Origin of the sequence: Gleimia hominis, assembly GCF_032085515.1 — a bacterium.
In the GTDB taxonomy this organism is placed as follows: Bacteria; Actinomycetota; Actinomycetes; order Actinomycetales; family Actinomycetaceae; genus Gleimia; species Gleimia hominis.
Genome location: NZ_JASXSX010000001.1, coordinates 627,342 through 646,475 on the forward strand (window position 1 = coordinate 627,342; position 19,134 = coordinate 646,475).

Below are 19,134 nucleotides of genomic sequence, written 5' to 3' on the forward strand. Positions count from 1 at the left end.
TGTCGCCTGGGCGCATCTATATGCGGTAAAAAAGTTTAGGCCGGTAGCGTAGCTAGTTATTTTTCCTGAGGTTCTGCCGGGGCAATCTCTTGAGGTTCTGACGCCGCCATCAGGAGTATCAAAATGGTCTCCAGGATGTCCCGCACCGGCGAATCCGCTGCACTACTAACCAGAGGCAGAGCGGAAGCGGATCGGCGCCAAGATTCCACTCCCGCTGCGCGCATCGCGATCCCAATAACCGCGTGCGTTAACGGGCGCATCGGGATTGTGGGGGTGCGCCCCGACGCCGCGAGGATCGTTTCCATGCAGCGCGCTAGTGCCTCATTAAATTCATTATTAATTTCTAAAAGCCGCTGCGCCCAATCCGTGTCCCGCACCGCCCGCATCATCAGTTCAGAATGCAGGGTGTAAACGTTACCCTGCACCCCAATGGCGTCTAGGAAGTCAAACAACAACACCTGCATAACCGTGCGGGTATCCCCATCGATGTGACGGGATTGCCACTGCTGCATCTGCTCTTCAAGAGTGTCAATCAGGTTCGCGTACTCCTCTTCTGCCATAGCTGCCAGCAGTGAATCCTTAGACGCAAAATTTGAGTAAAACGCGCCCCGCGTAAACCCCGCTTTCGTGCAAATGCGTTCCAGTGAGCAGTGCTCCACACCCTCCGTCATTATCAACTCGCGGGTAGCTGCGATTAAACGATCCTGGGTCTGAAGCCTGTTAGACACGGACGCTCCCTTCACTCAAAGTTGCTAAGCAGGATAATATCAGCCCGCACCACCACCACCGGCACCGCACGCACGCGACCACCGGCACCGCACGCACGCGACCACCGGCACCGCACGCACGCGCATAAACGTGCATTCTGTTCTAAGGAAACTGGGCAAATGTTCGGCGAGAGGAAAGAAATTTCTTAGATTCTCGTAAATCGTACTATGATGTTCTGCGGCTGTACACAGCGTGGTGAAAAAAGACGCTCACGATGCAGTGACGAAAGAAGGAGAAATGAATACCGAACGAATAGTGTTTGCACACCGAGGGCTGAACTCCCAAGCCCCAGAAAACACCATGGCAGCGTTCCGCAAAGCAGTGGAATGCGGCGCCCGGTGGATTGAAACAGATGTGGACATAATCGCTGATGGTACCCCTATCATCTGCCATGACACGCAGCTGGATCGCACCACAAACCGCGGGGGTACCTACTACGAAATCAGTAGCCAGGACCTCAACACGATCGACGCGGGTACCTGGTACGACCCACAGTACGCCGGTGAACGCCTACCGAAACTAGCGCAACTTGTGGACTACATGAACGAAACCGGGTTGAACGCAAACATCGAAATCAAATCCAACGAACAGGGCCGCGAACGTACCCTCAAACTGATCGATACCGTTATTGAACACCTGGAACGCGTTAAGAAATCCAAGATTATAATCTCGTGCTTTAACCACGTACTGCTGTACGAACTGCATAAACGCGCGCCTAAATTGCCGATCGGTGCGCTTTACGAAACCTGTGCCCTCTACGACGACTGGCGGTCAACCTGCGAAATGGTGGGCGCTTCCTACATTCACCCAGAAAACGAGGGGCTAACCAAGGCTCGCGTACAGGCCTTCCGGGATGCGGGCCTGGGTGTGAACGTGTGGACCGTTAACTCGCGCGCACGCGCTAACGAACTATTCAACTGGGGCGTGACCGGTGTGTTCACGGACTACGCCGACAAACTACTAGACCTGGAGCAAAACTAAACGTGAGCAACAATATTAATCCCATCCAAGACACAGCTGCCATAAACCAGGCAGCGCAGCAGGCGCAGCAGAAGAAGTCGCGCCTCCCCATCTTCTTGAGGCGCGGCCGGGTAGGCGGATTCCTCACCGTCGTCATGGCGGGGCAGCTGACGTACAGTGCGTTCGAAGCATTTAAAGGTTCCCTAATGCTTCCGCTGTGTAACGCGCTGGGAATCACGGTGGGCCAGTTCGGTACCCTCATGAGCTTCATTGGGATCGCGATGTTCCTCTACCCAATTGGTGGGTGGGTGAACAACCGGTTCACAATCCGTTCCCTCCTGATCACGTGGAGTGCGTGGCGGCTCGTCACCTTCCTCGCGCTCTACATTTGCGCGCTCCCGTTCATGCCGGACATGCCGTTCAAAGTGATGATCGCGATCGCGATTTCGTGGGGCGTGTGGGACGCACTCGGTTGGCCAGCGGTAGTTAACGGGGTGACGCTGCTTTCTAAAGACGCGAACACACGCGGGCGCGGTCTGGCAATGAGTTTGCTAGAAACCATCCGCCGCGGCGCCGAATTCCTCATGAATGCCGTGATCTTGCTGCTGCTGTGGATCTACCCGGGCAGTGCGAAAACGATCATGCTGGCATTCGGGTTTGGCTACACGTTGCTGCTAGTACCCCTCATTATTTTCATTTTGCGCACCGTACCGAAGAACGCGATTGCGGAGCACGAGAACATGTCGAAAAACACCGCTGCCCTGTACGGTTTGTGGCAGGTGCTGACACGTCCGCGCGTGTGGCTTGCGGGGGTTGCGGGCATGTGCCTGTATTGGACGTACGTTAACTTGATTTACTCGTCCGCGCCTTACGTGAAACTAGTGTTCAATGCGTCCGATTCTGTTTCCGGGGTGTTCGGAATTATTACGACCGGAGCAGTGGGGATGCTAGTTGCCCTGGTTGCAGGTGGTTTAGCGGACTACGTGTTCAAGTCTTCCACTTTGATGCTCGGTGTGGCGCTTGCGATTTGTGCGGTAGCGGCCGGAGTGGTCTATCTGCTGCCTGCAGACCAGTCTATGCTGTGGTTTGCCATGATTTTGCTGGTTTTGATGTCCGTTGGGATTTTTATGGGTAAAGCGGTTATTTTGGCGCCCATTGCGGAGCTGAACCTGCCAGACCAGATCAACGGTTCCGCCATGGCCATCGGTTCCCTAGCGGTGTACGCACCCGTGTTCTGGGGGAACTTCATGACGGCAGGCATTATTGACCGCCACGCCGATAACCCGTACGAGGGGTACCAGGTGATCTTCCTGATTACCCTGGCCGTGGCTGTTATCGGAGCGGTGTGCGCGTTCGTGCTCGCGATGATTAACCGTCGGATCGACCACCGGCACGCGCAGGCGGACCACCGGAATGCGCAGGCCGACCAAGAGCAGGCGGGCGACCGGAATGCGCAGGCCGACCAAGAGCAGGCGCAGGTGAAGTAGTTCTCGCCCTGATTTTGGGCTTGTCTTTACCCTGAGGCTGTGCCCGCACCTAAAGCTAGGTGCGGGCGGCGGTGGGGTGGGCTGTTGCGGAGCACGCTGTGCTGCGCAACAGCTTATTTTTCGCTTAACTGCAGGAAATATACAGAGGTGTATTTGTCTTTGATACTCGTTCTTTCGATGATGAACGACAAATGAGTATTCAACGACACAATGATGACGTGCTAACAGGCGCGCAAGCGAAGCAAGACGACGAGTGGCAGCTGTGGGCCCAGTTCCCAACCAGCGTGTGCCCCGATTTGACGTACATGCGCGAAACCGATTCGACGAACGCGCAACTAGTGCAGCAAGTAGAAAACACGATTGCGCAAGGCCAGGCCAGTAGCTTAGAGCCATACACAACGGTGGTGGCCTCGCAACAAACGCGGGGCCGGGGTAGGTACGCGCGCGCATGGATGGACGCGCCGGGCGCGCTACTGTTCTCCACCCTCGTGAAAGTACCGACCCCGTACCTATCGTGGGTGACCTTGGTGGCCGGGCTGGCCCTCAAGAAAGCAACCCAGGTGCCGAATACGCAGCTGAAATGGCCTAACGACCTGCTGCTGGACGGGCGGAAAATCGCGGGAATCCTCAGTGAACACGTTGCAGCCGCCGGGCAAACTGAAGCCGAGGGAGAGCAGCACTGGGTAGTGGTCGGCGTGGGGCTAAACATCGGCCAGGTACCCTCGGTGGAAAACCCATTGAATGCAGTGCCAGCAGGGGCGTTAGAGACTGATCCAAAAGAGCGCCCCCAGATCCTCAAGCGATTTCTAGAAGAACTACGCACCTACCTGCAAGACCTGACGCAAGTAAACGCGGGCGAAGCAAAACTGCGTGAATGGCAAGCAGAATACATGGGCGCGTCAATCGGTGCGGGCAGTGAGGCGTCGGTGACGCTCGCGACCGGGGAACGGTTGGAAGGCACCATGCTGGGCGTGGGTCTGCTAGGAACCCTGGAGCTTGAAGTGGACGGTGAACGCCGGTCAGTAACCACAGCTGATGTGGCGCTGTCAGCCAAAGCAGGCACTGCCCCCTCGCGCGTGGGCCACGTTGAAATACGTGATGAGGGGAGCGAAGCGGCTAACGCGGAAGGCTCGCAATGAGCGTTACCAAAGTTCTGGTCGCAAACCGCGGAGAAATCGCGGTGCGGGTGATCCGCACGCTGCGGCAAATGCGGATCCCATCCGTGGCGGTTTATGCAGATCAAGATCTGAACACGTTACCGTGCGACCTAGCCGATGAAGCGTGGGCGCTTGAGGGTACCACGGTTGCGCAAACCTACATGAACGGTGCTGCGCTGCTAGAGGTCGCGCAAAAATCAGGGGCGGACGCGATCCACCCCGGATACGGTTTCCTCTCTGAAGACGCCGCGTTCGTGGCCGACGTTGAAGCCGCCGGCATCACCTGGCTGGGCCCGAGTTCCAGTGCAATCGAACGCCTGGGTGACAAAATGCAGGCCCGCAGCCTCGCCCACAGCGCCCACGTGCAAACTATTCCCGGCTGCGAAGTACCCCTGGACGAAAACGGGGTAGAAACCGTACTAAAGTTCGCTTCCGAAGCTGGGTACCCCCTCGTCATAAAACTAGCGAACAGCGGGGGTGGGCGTGGTATCACCCGCGTGGATAGCGATGCGGATGTACAGCGGTACTTTGACGACCACGTAGGCGATCCGAACCTCGAGCACAGTTTTGTCGAAAAACTGATGCTGAACTGCCGCCACGTAGAAACCCAGTCTGTGCGCGACCAAGCGGGGCACTTCCAAGTGGTGTCCACAAGGGACTGTTCGGTGCAGCGCCGAAACCAAAAAGTGGTGGAAGAAGCACCCGCCCCATTTTTGAAACCACGCACTAACGAGATGCTCGACGCATACTCAAAAGCCCTGTTCGAAGCCGCCGGCTACGTGGGGGTGGGGACGTGCGAGTACCTGGTGGACCGCGACGGCAATGTGTTCTTCCTGGAAGTCAACCCGCGCCTGCAAGTGGAACACACGGTGTCGGAGGAAGTGGCTGGCATCGACCTGGTTGCGGAGCAGGTGCGGATCGCGCGTGGCGAAAACCTACGTCCGGTGACGGGGGTACATGGATGCGCGATTGAGGTGCGGGTGACAAGTGAGGACCCGGCGAATGACCTCATGCCCGCATCCGGCACGGTCACAAGCGTCGTGTGGCCCGGTGGCCCGGGGGTACGTATCGATTCTTACCTGCGGCCCGGGGATGCGATTGGGGGTGCGTTCGACTCACTGATCGGCAAAGTGACGGTGACTGCAGCGACCAGGCCCCGAGCAATCCGCCTGCTGCAAGGCGCGTTAACCGAGTGTGCGATCCAGGGGGTACCTACGTCGATTCCGCTTTTGGAAGCGATTATCGAACACCCCGACTTCCAGTCTCTAGACCCGTCGGATGAGTCCGAAACAGCGGCGGATAACGCCGAAACCGATGCGGACAAGGCTGGGGACCACCAGTACGACGTGCACACGAAGTGGCTTGAGCAGTCCCATATTCTTGAGGATCTTGCGGAAAACGGCGCGGAATCCAATGAGGGTACCTCCGGCGAACCTCAAAGTACCCCCGAGGAACTAGACACATCCCTAACCGACCTGAGTATTGAAATCGATGGGCGCAGAACGAAGCTTCGCGTGCCCCAGTGCCTCATCACTAAAAACGGTGGGGGTGGTGGTGTGGTGGGAAAAGACGCAAAGCCACTTACCGCTCAACCGCTGTTAGGTAAACGGAAAACTAACCTGGCGAACCAAACCGGTGGGGATGGTCAGGTGACTGCCCCAATCCAGGGCACCGTTGTGAGGGTAGTGGCGAAAGAAGGGCAAACCGTTGAACAAGGGCAGACACTGCTGGTCCTCGAGGCGATGAAGATGGAAAAACGCGTGGATTCCCCGTGCGACGGCGTGGTGGAAGACATTGCGGTTGAGACAGGGGACGCGGTTTCTGCGGGGCAGTTAATCGTGACGGTCAATAAAGCTGAGCAGGCAGGTGAGGGCGATGAGTAAAGTACAGTTGCTACCCGCGCGTGACGCTGACGCGGAACAAGACGATAAAGAGATCGGACGTAATAACTTCCGTGATCGCGCAAATGAAATGCTGGAACTGGCCGAAGAGCGGGCCCGTGACCGGCAACATCCGAAGGGCCGAAAGACCGCGCGGGAACGGATCCGGATGCTTCTCGACGAGGGTACCTTCGCGGAAATCGACCGGTTCGCCGGCGGAGACATCGACCAGGGGTACCTGGGGTGCGGGGTGATCACCGGGTTCGGAACGGTAGAGGGGCGCCCGGTAGCTGTGTACGCTCAGGACTTCTCGGTACTAGGGGGTACCTTGGGGCAAACTGAGGGACGCAAGATCATGCACCTGATGGACCAGGCGATGCGCCTGCGCATTCCCGTCATCTCACTGCTTGACTCCGGTGGTGCGCGCATCCAAGAGGGCGTGGCTGCGCTGGCTCAATACGGGCACATTTTCAAAGCAATCTCAGACGCATCGGGCGTAATCCCGCAGATCAGCGTCATTTTAGGTCCGTGTGCGGGCGGGGCGGTGTACGGGCCGGCACTCACTGATTTCATCATTATGACGAAACGCTCGTCGTACATGTTCGTCACCGGCCCGGGTGTGGTGAAGGCCGTTACCGGCGAAGACATTTCCTCCGAGGAACTTGGGGGCGGTGACCTGCACAATATTGAATCCGGTGTAGCGCACTTCTTAGCGGAAGATGAAGAGCAGGCGTTGGAATACGCTCGCGGCCTCCTCACGTACCTACCTTCGAATTGTCAGGAGGAACCACCCCGGTACGCGTTTGAGGAGGACCCGCAAACTACAGCGAATGCGCAGGCAGTTGCAGACCTCGTGCCGGAATCCCCGAAGGAGGGGTATGACTGCCGTGACGTGATTGAAGCGCTGGTGGACCACGGGGAGTTCCTGGAGGTGCATTCGCTGTTCGCCCCAAACGTGGTGGTGGGGTTCGCGTGCTTCAACGGTACCCCGGTGGGGATTGTGTCGAATCAGCCGAGTGTGGATGCGGGTACTTTGGATGTAGCCGCGTCTGAGAAGTCCGCGCGGTTTGTGCAGATGTGCGACGCGTTTTCGCTCCCGATTGTCACACTGGTGGACGTGCCGGGGTACCGCCCTGGTTCAGAGCAGGAGCGGGCGGGCATTATCCGCCGCGGCGCAAAACTCATCACCGCGTACTCCACCGCGAGCGTGCCCATGGTGACGATCATTGTGCGCAAAGCCTACGGGGGTGCCTTCATTGTGATGGGTTCTAAGTCTTTGGGTGCGGACTTCAATTATTCGTGGCCGTCCAGTCAGATTGCCGTAATGGGGTCTGAGGGCGCGGTCGACATCGTGTTCCGCAAGCAGCTGCGCAAAGCGGGTGAAGAGGGCCGCAACGTTGCGGAGCAAAGAGCTTACTACCAGGAGTTGTATTCGAAACAGTCGGTGAACCCGAACTTGTCCCTCAATATTGGGGAATTAGACGCGTTAATAGACCCGAAAGATACGCGGTCAATTATTTGCAGGTCGTTGCGCGTGCTGGAAAGTAAACGGCGCAATGTAGCTTCTGACCGATACCACAACAACCCGCCCCAGTAGAGGGTACTGCGGCGATACAGGCGAGATAGAGGAAAGAAAGAGTAGACATGAAAAGCAGTTTCCTAGCGGACCTGACAGGTGACTATGCGTTGGCGTTCGCCGGGCAGGGAAGCGCCTGGTACGAATCTTTGGTACGTACCCTTTCCATGCCACAGGCATCTACGCGGGTGAAATCCGTTTTCGAACAGGCAGAGAAGCGTCTTGCCCCCTTGGCGTTGCCCTTACTTACGGCAGCTCCTGAGGCGGGAGCGCGGCTAAAGCAGATTCTGCGCACTGCCCCGCAAGCGGAGAGCGAACGTGAACCCGTCGGTGTAGATGCCGGCCGCAAGGCCGCTGGTGTGGAGAGTGAACGCAAGTCCGTAGGTGTAGAGGGCCAGCGCAAGCCGGCGGGCGCGGACGGCGGAAGTAAATCCTCTGGCGCGGAGGGCCCAGGCACGCCCGCCGGTGCGGAGGGTAGTTTGGCGGTGGACACCGACCCCGCGGTTTCGGTACCGGCGATTTTGCTGGCGAACTATGGGGCGCTACTAGATTTAGCTGGGACAAGTTTGGATTTGTGCCAAACCCCGCCTACCCAGGTGGTTGGGCACTCTCAAGGCCTGCTGGGAGCACAGTTGGCACGCGCCTTCGTGCAAGATGATGAAGAGCAGATTGTGCAACTCGTGGTGTTGGCGCGCCTGATTGGTGCGGCGGCGTCGCAGTGCACCCGGCAGATCGGTGCAGTGGCCGATGGCGAGCACACCCCGATGCTGTCGCTTCGCGGGCTGACACTGGAGCAAATCCAGGCTCTTGAGGTGGATGAGCGGCCGCAGGTGGCGGTGGTGAATGGTGCGCGCGCATACGTGTTTTCTGGGCGTCCAGCTGCATTGCAACGGTTAGCGAAGGCAGCGCACGCGCTTGAGGATTCGCTTAACACGGAACTGGCGGAGCGTAAGCGCGGGGGGAGCCAGGCGGTGGTCACTGCGGATTACCTGCCGGTGGGCGCACCGTTCCACTCCCATCTGTTAGATGACGCGCTGGAGCAGGTGCTTGACTGGCTAGGTACCCTCAAGAATTCCCAGGTGAGTGACGCGGATTTTGAGCGGGCGAAAGAGCTCAGTGAAGCGATTTTGACGCAGCAGTCGGATTGGCCTGCGCAGCTGCGCGAGTGCACGCAAGCGGGGGCGCATTATGTTTTGGATTTGGGGCCGGGGCCGATGCTCACTCGGGCAAGTACCGCGTTGCTTGAAGGGACGGGCGCGCGGATGGTGGACGCGTCCACGTCTACTGCGCGAACTGATTTAGACACCCCCGGGGTAGTGGTGGAGCCGGCGCAAACGTGGGAGGGGTACCTACCGAAAAAGGTGACGCTCCCAGATGGGCGCGTAGTGCTCGACACCGCGTTCACCCGCCTAACGGGTCGCGGGCCGATCATGCTGCCGGGCATGACCCCCACTACCGTGCATCCGCAACTGGTTGCCGCAGCGGCGAACGCGGGGTTATGGACAGAAATGGCTGGCGGTGGCCAGTACTCCGAAGAAGTGTTCCAACGCCACAAGGACGGGCTGATTGAACGGCTCGACGAGGGGCGGGCCGCTGGTTTCAACGCGATGTTCTTTGACCGCTACATGTGGAACCTCCAGTTCGGGGTCTCAAAAATTGTGAACAAGGCCCGGCAAAACGGAGCCCCATTCGACTCAGTCACAATCGCCGCGGGCATCCCGGAAGTAGAGGAAGCGCGGGACCTCATAAAGGAATTACAAGGCGACGGGTTCGCATACATCTGCTTCAAACCGGGAACGGTGGAGCAGATTAACCAGGTGATCGACATTGCGCGCGACAACCCGCAGGTACCCCTCATTATGCAGGTGGAAGACGGCATGGCGGGTGGGCACCACTCGTGGGAATCACTTGACGACCTCCTGCTCGCTACCTACGGGCGGACGCGGGAAACGAAGAACCTGGTTCTCACGGTTGGAGGTGGCCTAGGTACCCCCGAGCGGGCTGGGGATTACCTAACGGGGGAGTGGTCTAAACGATACGGGCGGCCATTGATGCCCGTGGACGCGGTTGCGATTGGTACAGCTGCGATGGCCACCAAGGAGGCACGCACGTCCCCTCAGGTGAAAGAAATGCTGCTGAAAACCAAGGGGATCCCCGAGGGTACCTGGGTGGGGCGTGAACAAGCTAAAGGTGGGGTCGCTTCGGGCTTGTCGCACCTGGATGCGGACCTGTACGAGGTTGAGAACTCTTCTGCCCGGGCAGCGCGGCTGATCCGTGAAGTGGGAACTGACCCAGCGGACATCAAACGTCGCCGCGGCGAACTGATCGACGCGCTCGCGAAAACAGCGAAACCATATTTTGGGGACCTGCAAGAAATGACGTACGCGCAGTGGGCGCAGCGGCTCACGGACCTGGCGTACCCCTACGAAGACTGGACGTGGAGCGACCGGGTACTAGATGTTTTCCATCGGATTGAAGCGCGGCTTTCTGAGGTGGATAGCGGCCCGGTGCAGACTTTGTTTGCGGACGAATACGCGATCGCGAACCTCCCGGAAGCGTTGGAACGCCTGTTGGAACGCTACCCGAGTGCGCATACCACCGGGGTGAGTGCGAAGGATGCGGCGTGGTGGCCAGGTCTGTGCCGGAAGCACGTTAAACCAATGCCGTTCGTGCCGGCGCTCGATGGGGATTTGGCGCGTTGGTGGGGAACGGACACGCTGTGGCAGTCAGAGAACCCACGGTTCCCCGCGGACGCGGTGCGGATTATTCCCGGGCCGGTTTCGGTGGCTGCGATCGACCGTATTGATGAGCCCATTGGGCAGATGTTCACCCGCTACGAAAACGCGGTGGCGAAGCGGGTGTCGGGTCAGGCTCCCACTGTGTTCTCGCGCCGTGCGGCCGCTGCGGATCCGGTGACGTTCTTGCGTGCCACCACTAATATTCAGTGGAATGGGAACCTGGTGACGAATCCGGCGTGGTCCATGCCTCAGGCAACAGAAATTTTGGAAGATGAGGCGGGGGTATCTATCCGCGTTAACTGCGACACGTCGTGGGACACGGGTGGGCAGGCTCCGTTCCACGTGGAACATATTGATATTCCAGTTACGTTTTCGCCTGCGTGTGCCACTGGGGCGTACCCGGTGGTGGATATGCAGCGGTTGTCAGTTGGGGCGTACGACCTACTTGCTGGTGCGGCGGGCGTGGGTACCACCACGATTACCGGTGACCACATTGAGGCATTGCCGAGCGTCGAAACCTCGCCTGAAGCTGCGGAAATCTCGCCTGACGCGGGGCGCGCGGAAGTGGACGGTGCGGGCCACGCGAAACTGAACGCTGCGGGGCGCGTGGAAGTGAACGCGGCCGAAAGCGACGCGGGCCGGGTGGAAACAAACCCAGGTACCCCCGACTTTGGCCAGATCACGGGAGGTTTCACGTTTACTCGCAAACTGGGGTTGGCCCATGGCGCGGCAACGGGTGGTGCGCTGCAGGCCCAGTTGGCGGATTTCGTGCCCGACGCTTTGGTTGGGCCCTGCTGGCCATCCACGTACGCAGCGTTAGGTACCGCGGTTAAAGACGGTATTCCAGTTATTGAGGGGCTTGTGAACGCGGTGCATCTTGACCACACGGTGCGCCTGACGGGACGTTTACCGCATGAGGGCGCCTCCGTGGTGGTTAAGAGCCGGTGCGCGTCACTGACCGAAGCGTCGTCGGGCCGCGTGGTGCGCGTGGAAAATGACCTGTACGACGGGCAGCGACACTTCGCGCACCTGGTGGAGCGTTTCGCGATTCGTGGGCGCGTCACCACAAGTACTCCTCCGCCTGCCGCACCCGCGGTTAACGAGGACGTGCAAGTGCAGACCACTAAGCGATCCTTCTTGCGGGATGCGCGGGTTAAAGCCCCGGCGGACATGACGGCATTTGCGAACATTTCGGGTGACTTCAACCCAATCCACACGTCTTACGCGGCAGCGGGGTTGTCTGGGTTGCAGGCTCCGTTGGTGCACGGCATGTGGTTGTCCGCCACCGCGCAGCACGTCATTTCCACCCCCAGCGTGCGCAGCGCGGACAGTCCGGCGCTGCCCGGCGTAGTTCGATCCAGTACCCGTACCCCCATGCGGATAACCAACTGGGTGTACGAGATGTACGGCATGGTGAACTTGGGTGACGACGTGGAGATCACCGTTGAACGCGTCGGCCGGGGCAATGGGGACATGTTCGTGGAAGCCACATGCCGCGTAGATGGCGCCGTGGTTTCTATTGGCCGCGCCCAGATTGCTGCGCCCACCACTGCGTATGTGTATCCGGGCCAGGGGACGCAGCGTCCCCTCATGGGAATGGATAAGCCGAACCCAATCATGAGGGACGTGTGGACGCGGGCGGATAAGTTCACGCGCGAGCATCTTGGTTTCTCGATTGAGGCGATTGTGCGGGATAATCCGAAGGCCGTGGTGGTGCGCGGAGAGCGTTTGAAGCATCCGGAAGGCGTGCTCAATCTAACGCAGTTCACGCAGGTGGCGTTGGTGACGCTGGCGTATGGGCAGACCCGGTCGCTACAGGCCGATAGTGCGTTGGTACCCCATAGTTTCTATGCGGGACACTCGCTGGGGGAGTATGCGGCGTTGGCTGCGTTCGCGCGGATTTTCCCGTTGGAGCAGGTCATTGAGATTGTGTATCAGCGTGGTTGCGCGATGCATAACTTGGTGGAGCGCGATGCGGCTGGTCGTTCGAACTATCGGATGGGGGCGTTTCGGCCGAACCAGTGTGGGATTGCGCATGAGGATGTCGCGGAGTATGCGCGCAGTATTGCGCAGGAGTCGGGTGAGTTTATTGAGGTTGTGAACTTCAACTTGCGGGGTGCCCAGTATGGGGTTGCGGGCACGATCGCGGGTTTGAAGGCGTTGGAGGAGGATGCTTCTGCCCGCGCAAAGGCTCTGGGTGGGAAGCGGCCGTTCATGTTCATTCCGGGGCTTGACGTGCCGTTCCACTCGTCTGAGTTGCGCGCGGGGGTACCTGCGTTCCGCGAGAAACTGATGGAGCTGCTGCCGGACGAGATTGATGTGGACGTGCTGGTGGGGCGGTATATTCCGAACTTGGTGGCGCGCCCATTTGAGGTTTCGAAGGATTTCGCGCAGTCAATTCTTGAGGTAGTGCCTTCCACAATGGTGCAGGAGGCCGTCGATAACTGGGCGGAGCGTTCGCAGCACCCGGGGAGGTTAGCCCGCACGTTGCTGGTGGAGTTGTTGGCGTGGCAGTTCACGTGTCCGGTGCGGTGGATTGAAACGCAGGACCTGTTGCTGTCGCCCGACAAGTTAGCGGTTCAGCGTGTGGTTGAGGTGGGCTTGGCTTCTGCGCCCACGTTGTCTGGGTTTGCGCAGAAAACTCTGGCGCTCCCGCGGTACGCGAACGCGGATGTGGAGGTCCTCAACGTGGACCGTGACGAAGCCAAGGTGCTGATGGAGGAGGTACATACCCCTCCGGCTGGTGAGGGTGCGTCTGCTGATGCGGAACCGGAAAACACCCCAGGTACCCCCGCGGCTGAGACCCCAGGTACCCCCACGTCCGGGGAGCGTGCGAACGCAGGTACCCCCGCGCCTGAGACCCCAGGTACCCCCGCCTCCGCAGAGGCCGCAAAGGCTGGGAATACGCAAAATAGCACGCCTTCCAAGCCTGTTTCGAGTCCGGCATCCAACACGGTGCCAGCCTCCGCCGCATCTGCGTCAGGAGGCGACGCCGGGCAGGCATCCGATGCGGCGCCGGTACCCTCTGGGTCAGCGCCAGGGCAGGCATCAGCTCCGGTGTCCAATGCGCCCGGCCAGGCACCAGATTTGCCGGTGGATGCGGCGCAGGCGGTGCGGGTTCTGTTGGCGTTGTCGAATAAGATTACGCGCGCTCAGATTGAGGATTCGGACACGGTTGAGTCGTTGACCAATGGGGTGTCTTCTAAACGTAACCAGTTGCTGATGGACATGGCTGCGGAGTTGGGGGTACCTACGATTGAGGGGGCTGCTGAGGCAAATATTGGTGACCTCATGGACGTGGTGAATACCGCGGCGGGCAACTACAAGGCGTTCGGCCCCGTGCTGGAAGCGGCGATTACCGCTCGCCTACGTACCCTCTTCGGAGCAGCCGGCTTGCAACCCACGCGGGTGGGGGAGAGGATCCGCGACACCTGGGGCCTGCCCGCCTCGTGGGAAGACCAGGTGAATGCGCAGATTCTGCTCAATACGCGTGAGGGAGATTCCGTGCGTGGCGGTGCGCTTGCCTCATTACCAACGGAAGTGGATGTGGCGGCGGATGCGGATGCGTTGATTGACGCGGCAGTGCAGGAAGTGGCGCAGGAAAACGGCGTGAGCGTGTCGTTGTCGTCCGGTTCCGCGGGCACCGACCAGATGGTGGATTCGGCTGCATTGTCACAGTTACGTGAGGAACTGCTTGGTTCGTCGGGGGTACTTGCAACGCAGGCGCGGCAGCTGCTCACCCGCCTGGGCGTGGAATCGCCTGGCGGGGAACCAGAAACCGACGGCAGTGCCGCGGTGTTAGAAACGCTGGATCGCGAGTTGGGTGCCGGCTGGTTAGACACCGTTGCTCCGGCATTTGACCCGCGCCGCGCGGTTTTGCTGGACGACCGGTGGGCAACTGCCCGCGAAGATTTAGCGCGCCTGTTCTCCGGCCAGTTAGAAGCCGTGAACGCATGCCAGTTTGAGGGTGGGGGTACCTCACTCGCGGACTTGGCGAACTGGTACGCGCGCCAAGTACCCTCATCTGAGAAGCGGCTGCGTACACTGTTTGAAGAAGTAGCGAAGTCTTGCTGCGCGAAGAACATGGGGCCATTTAAGAACGAGATTGCGCTAGTGACGGGTGCGGCACCGAACTCGATCGCCGCGCAGATCGTTGCGGTATTACTATCGGGCGGTGCGACAGTGGTTATGACCGCGTCGCGGGTCAGTGAAGCTCGGTTGGCGTTCGCGAAGAAACTGTACCGCGAGCACGCGGCGATCGGTGCGAAACTTTGGTTGGTACCCGCGAACCTCGCGAGCTTCGCTGACGTTGATGCGCTGGTGGAGTGGATCGGTACCGAGCAGACGGAAACGGTGGGAGCCACCACGAACCTCATTAAACCAGCGTTGCTCCCAAGCCTTTTCTTCCCATTTGCCGCACCCCCGGTGCGTGGCACTATGGGTGGTGAACCGCAAGAAGCAGCGCGGCAGATGCGGCTTCTGGTGTGGAGTGTGGAACGGGCGATTAGTCAACTGGCTGCGCTGGGTAGTTCCACTGCTACGGACCACCGGGTGCATGTGGTGCTACCGGGCTCACCGAACCGGGGTACCTTTGGCGGTGATGGTGCGTATGGGGAAGCGAAAGCGAGTTTCGACGCGATCGTTAATAAGTGGTCGGCGGAATCGGGTTGGCCACAGCGGGTAACTATCGCTCATCCGCGTATCGGTTGGGTGATGGGCACGAGCCTCATGGGTGGTAACGATGCGCTCGTTCCGGCTGCTCGCGCGGCGGGGGTACATGTGTTTACCCCGCAGGAGATTGCGGATGAACTCATGGAGTTGGTGACCCCTCAGGCGCGGGAAAAAGCGAAAGAAAAACCGTTGGATCGTGATTTGACGGGCGGGTTGGATACGGTCCCGTTGGATTTAGCTGCGCTCGCGAAGCAGGTGCGGCAAAACCAGGGGGATACGGACTCGAAATCCCCCCAGGTACCCCCAACGATTTCCGCACTACCAAGCGTAAAAACCCCGCATTTGGCGCAGCGTCTCGAATGGGGGAAGCCGAAGACGAAACTGGCGGACCAAGTGGTTATCGTAGGGCTGGGTGAGGTCAGTACGTGGGGTTCGCGCCGCACCCGCATGCAAGCGGAAGCGGGAGCAGATTTGGATCTGACCGCGGCGGGGGTGCTGGAAATGGCGTGGATGATGGGGCTGGTGCACTGGTCTAACGCTCCCACTCCAGGCTGGTATGACGCGGATGAGAATCCGGTTGCGGAAGAGGACATTTACGAGCGGTACCGTGATGAAGTGATTGCCCGCAGCGGGATCCGCCCGCTGGTGGACGATTCGACGATTGTGGATGGTGGTTCGGATGATGTGGCGACCGTGTATTTGGATCAGGATCAGAGTTTCACGGTGGAGTCTCGCGATCAGGCACAAGCTTATGTTCAGGCGGATCCGGCACGTACCCGCGTGAGTTTTGAAGAGGGTACCTGGCGGGTGACTAAGCTGGCTGGGGCTGCGGTACGGGTACCGCGGCGGGCAACTTTGTCCCGTTCTGTTGGTGGGCAGATTCCAACTGGGTTTGATCCGGCTAACTGGGGTATTCCAGCGAATATGCTGGAGGCTTTGGACCGGGTTGCGGTGTGGAATTTGGTTACCGCTGTGGATGCGTTCATTTCGGCTGGGTTCAGTCCTGCTGAGTTGTTGCAGGCTGTGCATCCAGCGGAGGTGTCGTCCACGCAGGGCACTGGTATTGGTGGGATGGAGTCGTTGCGGAAGGTGTTCCTCACGCGTTTCTTGGGGGAGGATCGGCCGCAGGACATTTTGCAAGAGGCGTTGCCGAACGTGGTGGCGGCCCATGTCATGCAAAGTTATGTGGGGGGCTATGGGCAGATGATTCACCCGGTAGGTGCTTGCGCAACTGCGGCTGTGTCCATTGAAGAAGCGGTGGACAAGATTAAGTTGGGTAAGTCTGCGTTTGTGGTCGCCGGTGGGATTGACGATATCTCCGTTGAGTCTCTAACGGGTTTTGGGGATATGAATGCCACTGCGGATTCGCAACAGATGTATGACAAGGGCATTAGTTACCGGCATTTCTCGCGCGCCGGGGACCGTCGTCGGGGTGGTTTCTTGGAGGCTGAGGGCGGCGGCACGGTGCTGGTCACTCGCGGTGATATTGCGGCGGACTTAGGGTTGCCGGTCTACGGGGTGGTGGCGCATGCGCAGTCGTATGCGGATGGTGCGAACACGTCGATTCCGGCGCCGGGCATGGGGGCGCTCGCGGCTGGTCGCGGAGGAGTGGATTCTGCGTTGGCTCGGTCGTTGCGTGGTTTGGCTGTGGATGCTGATGATGTGGCGGTTGTGTCTAAGCACGATACGTCTACGAATGCGAATGATCCGAATGAGGCTGAGTTACATTCGCGGTTGTGTGCGGCTTTGGGCCGTGAGAGTGGGAATCCGTTATACGTGATTTCGCAGAAGACGCTCACTGGCCACGCGAAGGGTGGGGCTGCTTTGTTCCAGGTTGCGGGGTTGTGTGAGGTGTTCGCGTCACAGCAGGTGCCGGCGAATCGTTCGTTGGATTGTTTGGATCCGCAGATGCGCCAGTTTACGCCACTGGTGTGGTTGCGGGAGCCTTTGGATATGGGGAAGCGTCCGGTTCGGGCGAGTGTGTTGACGTCGTTGGGGTTTGGTCACGTTGCTGCGTTGATCGCGTTGGTTCACCCGAGTGCGTTTGAGGCTGCGCTTGCGGCGGAGTGTGGGGCGGATCAGGCGGATGCGTGGCGGGCGCGTGCGAATGCGCGTTTGCGTGAGGGCCGGGATCGGTTTGAGGCCGCGATGTGCGCAGGTACCCCCTTGTATGAGGCGCCGAAGGGCCGGCGTTTGCCCGATGAGGATGCGCGTAACGTTGAGGCCGCTATGCTGCTCAATCCGTCTGCGCGTCTGGGTGAGGACGGGAGGTACCCGCGGTGAGTATGAGCGGAGGTACCCGCAGTGAGTTGGACGGGAGGTACCCGCGGTGAGTGTTGGTGATCTATTGACCCGAGTTGCTACGGAAGCTCTGCCGGATCCTTCCGGCGTCCGGCTCACCGTTTCGTCTGACGATCCTTCTAGTGAGCCTTCAGGTGGGTGTGCTCCGGGGCTGGTTCTGGGCCACGGGATTGACCTGGTGTTTGTCCCAGATTTTGCGGAGCAGTTGCATCAGCCGGGCTCTGTGTTCGCACGCGTGTTCACGGATCGGGAGTGGGACCGGGCGCAGCGCCGGCCCGACCCGATGGCTTCCCTGGCTGCGCGTTGGGCTGCGAAGGAGGCTGTGGTGAAAGCGTGGTCCAGTGCGCTTTTCGGCATGCCCCCACCACTGTCTGAACCGGGAGGGGGTACTTGGCGTGATCGTCATCGAAGCCTCGTTCACCAGAGCGACTTTCCCCCCTCCGGATTTGAATCCGTGCCCGCGGCGCCGGTGAAGGAGTTTTCGTGGCGTGAAATTGAGTTGGTTTCGGACCGTTATGGGCGTCCTTCTGTAGGTTTTACCGGTGAGGTACTGTCGGCTCTGGAAGATCTGGCGAACGCGGATTGGTGGGTGTCACTTTCGCACGATGGTGACTACGCGGCCGCATCCGTGATCGCTTCGTCTAATACCAGCGCCCTGGGGGAAAGCTAGCGCAAGCCCCGCGAAGGGGTTTTTGTAAGAAACTTAGTGGCAGCAAAAGTTGTTGTGATTAATAGGAATGGAGATGAAATGAGTCAGTCGGAAAAGAGTTTTTCGCAAGATAGTGAGCGGCGCTCGCAGCGCACTGGTGGGCAGTCCGCGTCCCGCACCGCAGGTACCCCCGTTCAGGTGGCGCGTGCGCAGAGGCGTGGAAACGGCGCGATGCTTGGACAGTTGTCGATTAACCCAACGGTGATGATGATCATCCAGGTGCTGTTGGGTGCAGCTGTGGTTGGTTTATTAGCGCAGGTGTCGGTTCCGTTGTGGCCGGTGCCGGTTACAGGCCAGACGCTGGGGGTACTTTTGGTTGGAGCAGCTTTGGGGCCGCGCCGCGGTGCCGGGGCGATGGTGGCCTACATGCTCTTAGGTATCGTGGGGGTACCTTGGTTCGCAGATTTCACCGGTGGGATCGCTGCGGTGCTTAAACCGTCGTTTGGTTTCATTATTGGTTTCATCCCCTCTGCGTACGTGTCTGGGAAGGCTCTTGAGGGGCGGGGTCCGCATTCGTTGTTGAAACTGTTCGGTTGGTTTACGTTGGCGACGGTGTTGCCGTTCGTGTTTGGTTTGCCGTACATGTGGGGGGTTTTGTACTCGCTCGGTAAGACCCTGTCGTTTGGGGGCATCATGTCGGCTGGTTTGGTTCCGTTCATCCCGGGTGGGATTATCAAGGCGGCTCTTGCAACGATAATTTTGCGCGTATTTATCATTGCTAGACGGGATGATTCATCCGCTACCTATAGCGGTGATACGAAGTAAAGGTCGAATTTGTTTTAAAAAATGGAATAAACTACTTCTTCGTCTTATTTCATGCGATAATGCTAGCGTTACGAGTTGACGTTTCTACGTCTCTTACTCAAAAACTCAACTTTACAGGAATA

Annotated in this window: 9 protein-coding genes; 8 read left to right on the forward strand and 1 reads right to left on the reverse strand. The window is 59.3% G+C overall.

From position 1 onward, the window contains the following. Positions 1–56: 56 nt before the first annotated feature. The gene (locus QS713_RS02620; RefSeq protein WP_313272216.1) at positions 57–728 is read right to left on the reverse strand and encodes a TetR/AcrR family transcriptional regulator; all 672 of its coding nucleotides are present in this window, start codon (positions 726–728) and stop codon (positions 57–59) included. A 277-nt stretch (positions 729–1,005) separates the two neighbouring features. Here QS713_RS02620 and QS713_RS02625 point away from each other — a divergent pair, with 277 nt between their 5' ends. The 8 genes from QS713_RS02625 (at position 1,006) to QS713_RS02660 (ending at position 19,012) form a co-directional block, all read left to right on the forward strand. Then, a complete protein-coding gene (locus QS713_RS02625; protein WP_313272217.1) occupies positions 1,006–1,749 on the forward strand; it encodes a glycerophosphoryl diester phosphodiesterase in 744 nt (247 codons plus the stop codon). A gap of 2 nt (positions 1,750–1,751) precedes the next feature. After that, positions 1,752–3,215, forward strand: coding sequence for an MFS transporter (locus tag QS713_RS02630; protein WP_313272219.1), 1,464 nt, complete (start codon positions 1,752–1,754; stop codon positions 3,213–3,215). Positions 3,216–3,406: 191 nt separating this feature from the next. Further along, positions 3,407–4,354: a biotin--[acetyl-CoA-carboxylase] ligase gene (locus QS713_RS02635; protein ID WP_313272221.1), complete on the forward strand. Its 948-nt coding sequence runs from the start codon at positions 3,407–3,409 to the stop codon at positions 4,352–4,354. After that, on the forward strand, positions 4,351–6,255 hold the full coding sequence (locus QS713_RS02640) for an ATP-binding protein (RefSeq protein ID WP_313272222.1): 1,905 nt from the start codon (positions 4,351–4,353) through the stop codon (positions 6,253–6,255). The genes QS713_RS02635 and QS713_RS02640 overlap by 4 nt, the downstream gene beginning before the upstream one ends. Continuing rightward, positions 6,248–7,849, forward strand: a complete 1,602-nt coding sequence (locus tag QS713_RS02645; protein ID WP_376779545.1) for an acyl-CoA carboxylase subunit beta — start codon at positions 6,248–6,250, stop codon at positions 7,847–7,849. Before QS713_RS02640 ends, QS713_RS02645 begins: the two co-directional genes overlap by 8 nt. A 47-nt stretch (positions 7,850–7,896) precedes the next feature. After that, positions 7,897–17,520: a polyketide synthase gene (locus QS713_RS02650; protein ID WP_313272224.1), complete on the forward strand. Its 9,624-nt coding sequence runs from the start codon at positions 7,897–7,899 to the stop codon at positions 17,518–17,520. 46 nt (positions 17,521–17,566) lie between these two features. Beyond that, positions 17,567–18,208, forward strand: a complete 642-nt coding sequence (locus tag QS713_RS02655; RefSeq protein WP_313272225.1) for a holo-ACP synthase — start codon at positions 17,567–17,569, stop codon at positions 18,206–18,208. Between the two features lie 78 nt (positions 18,209–18,286). Continuing rightward, positions 18,287–19,012: a biotin transporter BioY gene (locus tag QS713_RS02660; protein WP_313272227.1), complete on the forward strand. Its 726-nt coding sequence runs from the start codon at positions 18,287–18,289 to the stop codon at positions 19,010–19,012. The last annotated feature ends 122 nt before the right edge of the window (positions 19,013–19,134 follow it).

Coding starts and splice junctions, on each gene's coding strand:
- QS713_RS02625 (WP_313272217.1), top strand. CDS start 1,006: ATGAATACCGAACGAATAGTGTTTGCACACCGAGGGCTGAACTCCCAA.
- QS713_RS02635 (WP_313272221.1), top strand. CDS start 3,407: ATGAGTATTCAACGACACAATGATGACGTGCTAACAGGCGCGCAAGCG.
- QS713_RS02640 (WP_313272222.1), top strand. CDS start 4,351: ATGAGCGTTACCAAAGTTCTGGTCGCAAACCGCGGAGAAATCGCGGTG.
- QS713_RS02645 (WP_376779545.1), top strand. CDS start 6,248: ATGAGTAAAGTACAGTTGCTACCCGCGCGTGACGCTGACGCGGAACAA.
- QS713_RS02650 (WP_313272224.1), top strand. CDS start 7,897: ATGAAAAGCAGTTTCCTAGCGGACCTGACAGGTGACTATGCGTTGGCG.
- QS713_RS02660 (WP_313272227.1), top strand. CDS start 18,287: ATGAGTCAGTCGGAAAAGAGTTTTTCGCAAGATAGTGAGCGGCGCTCG.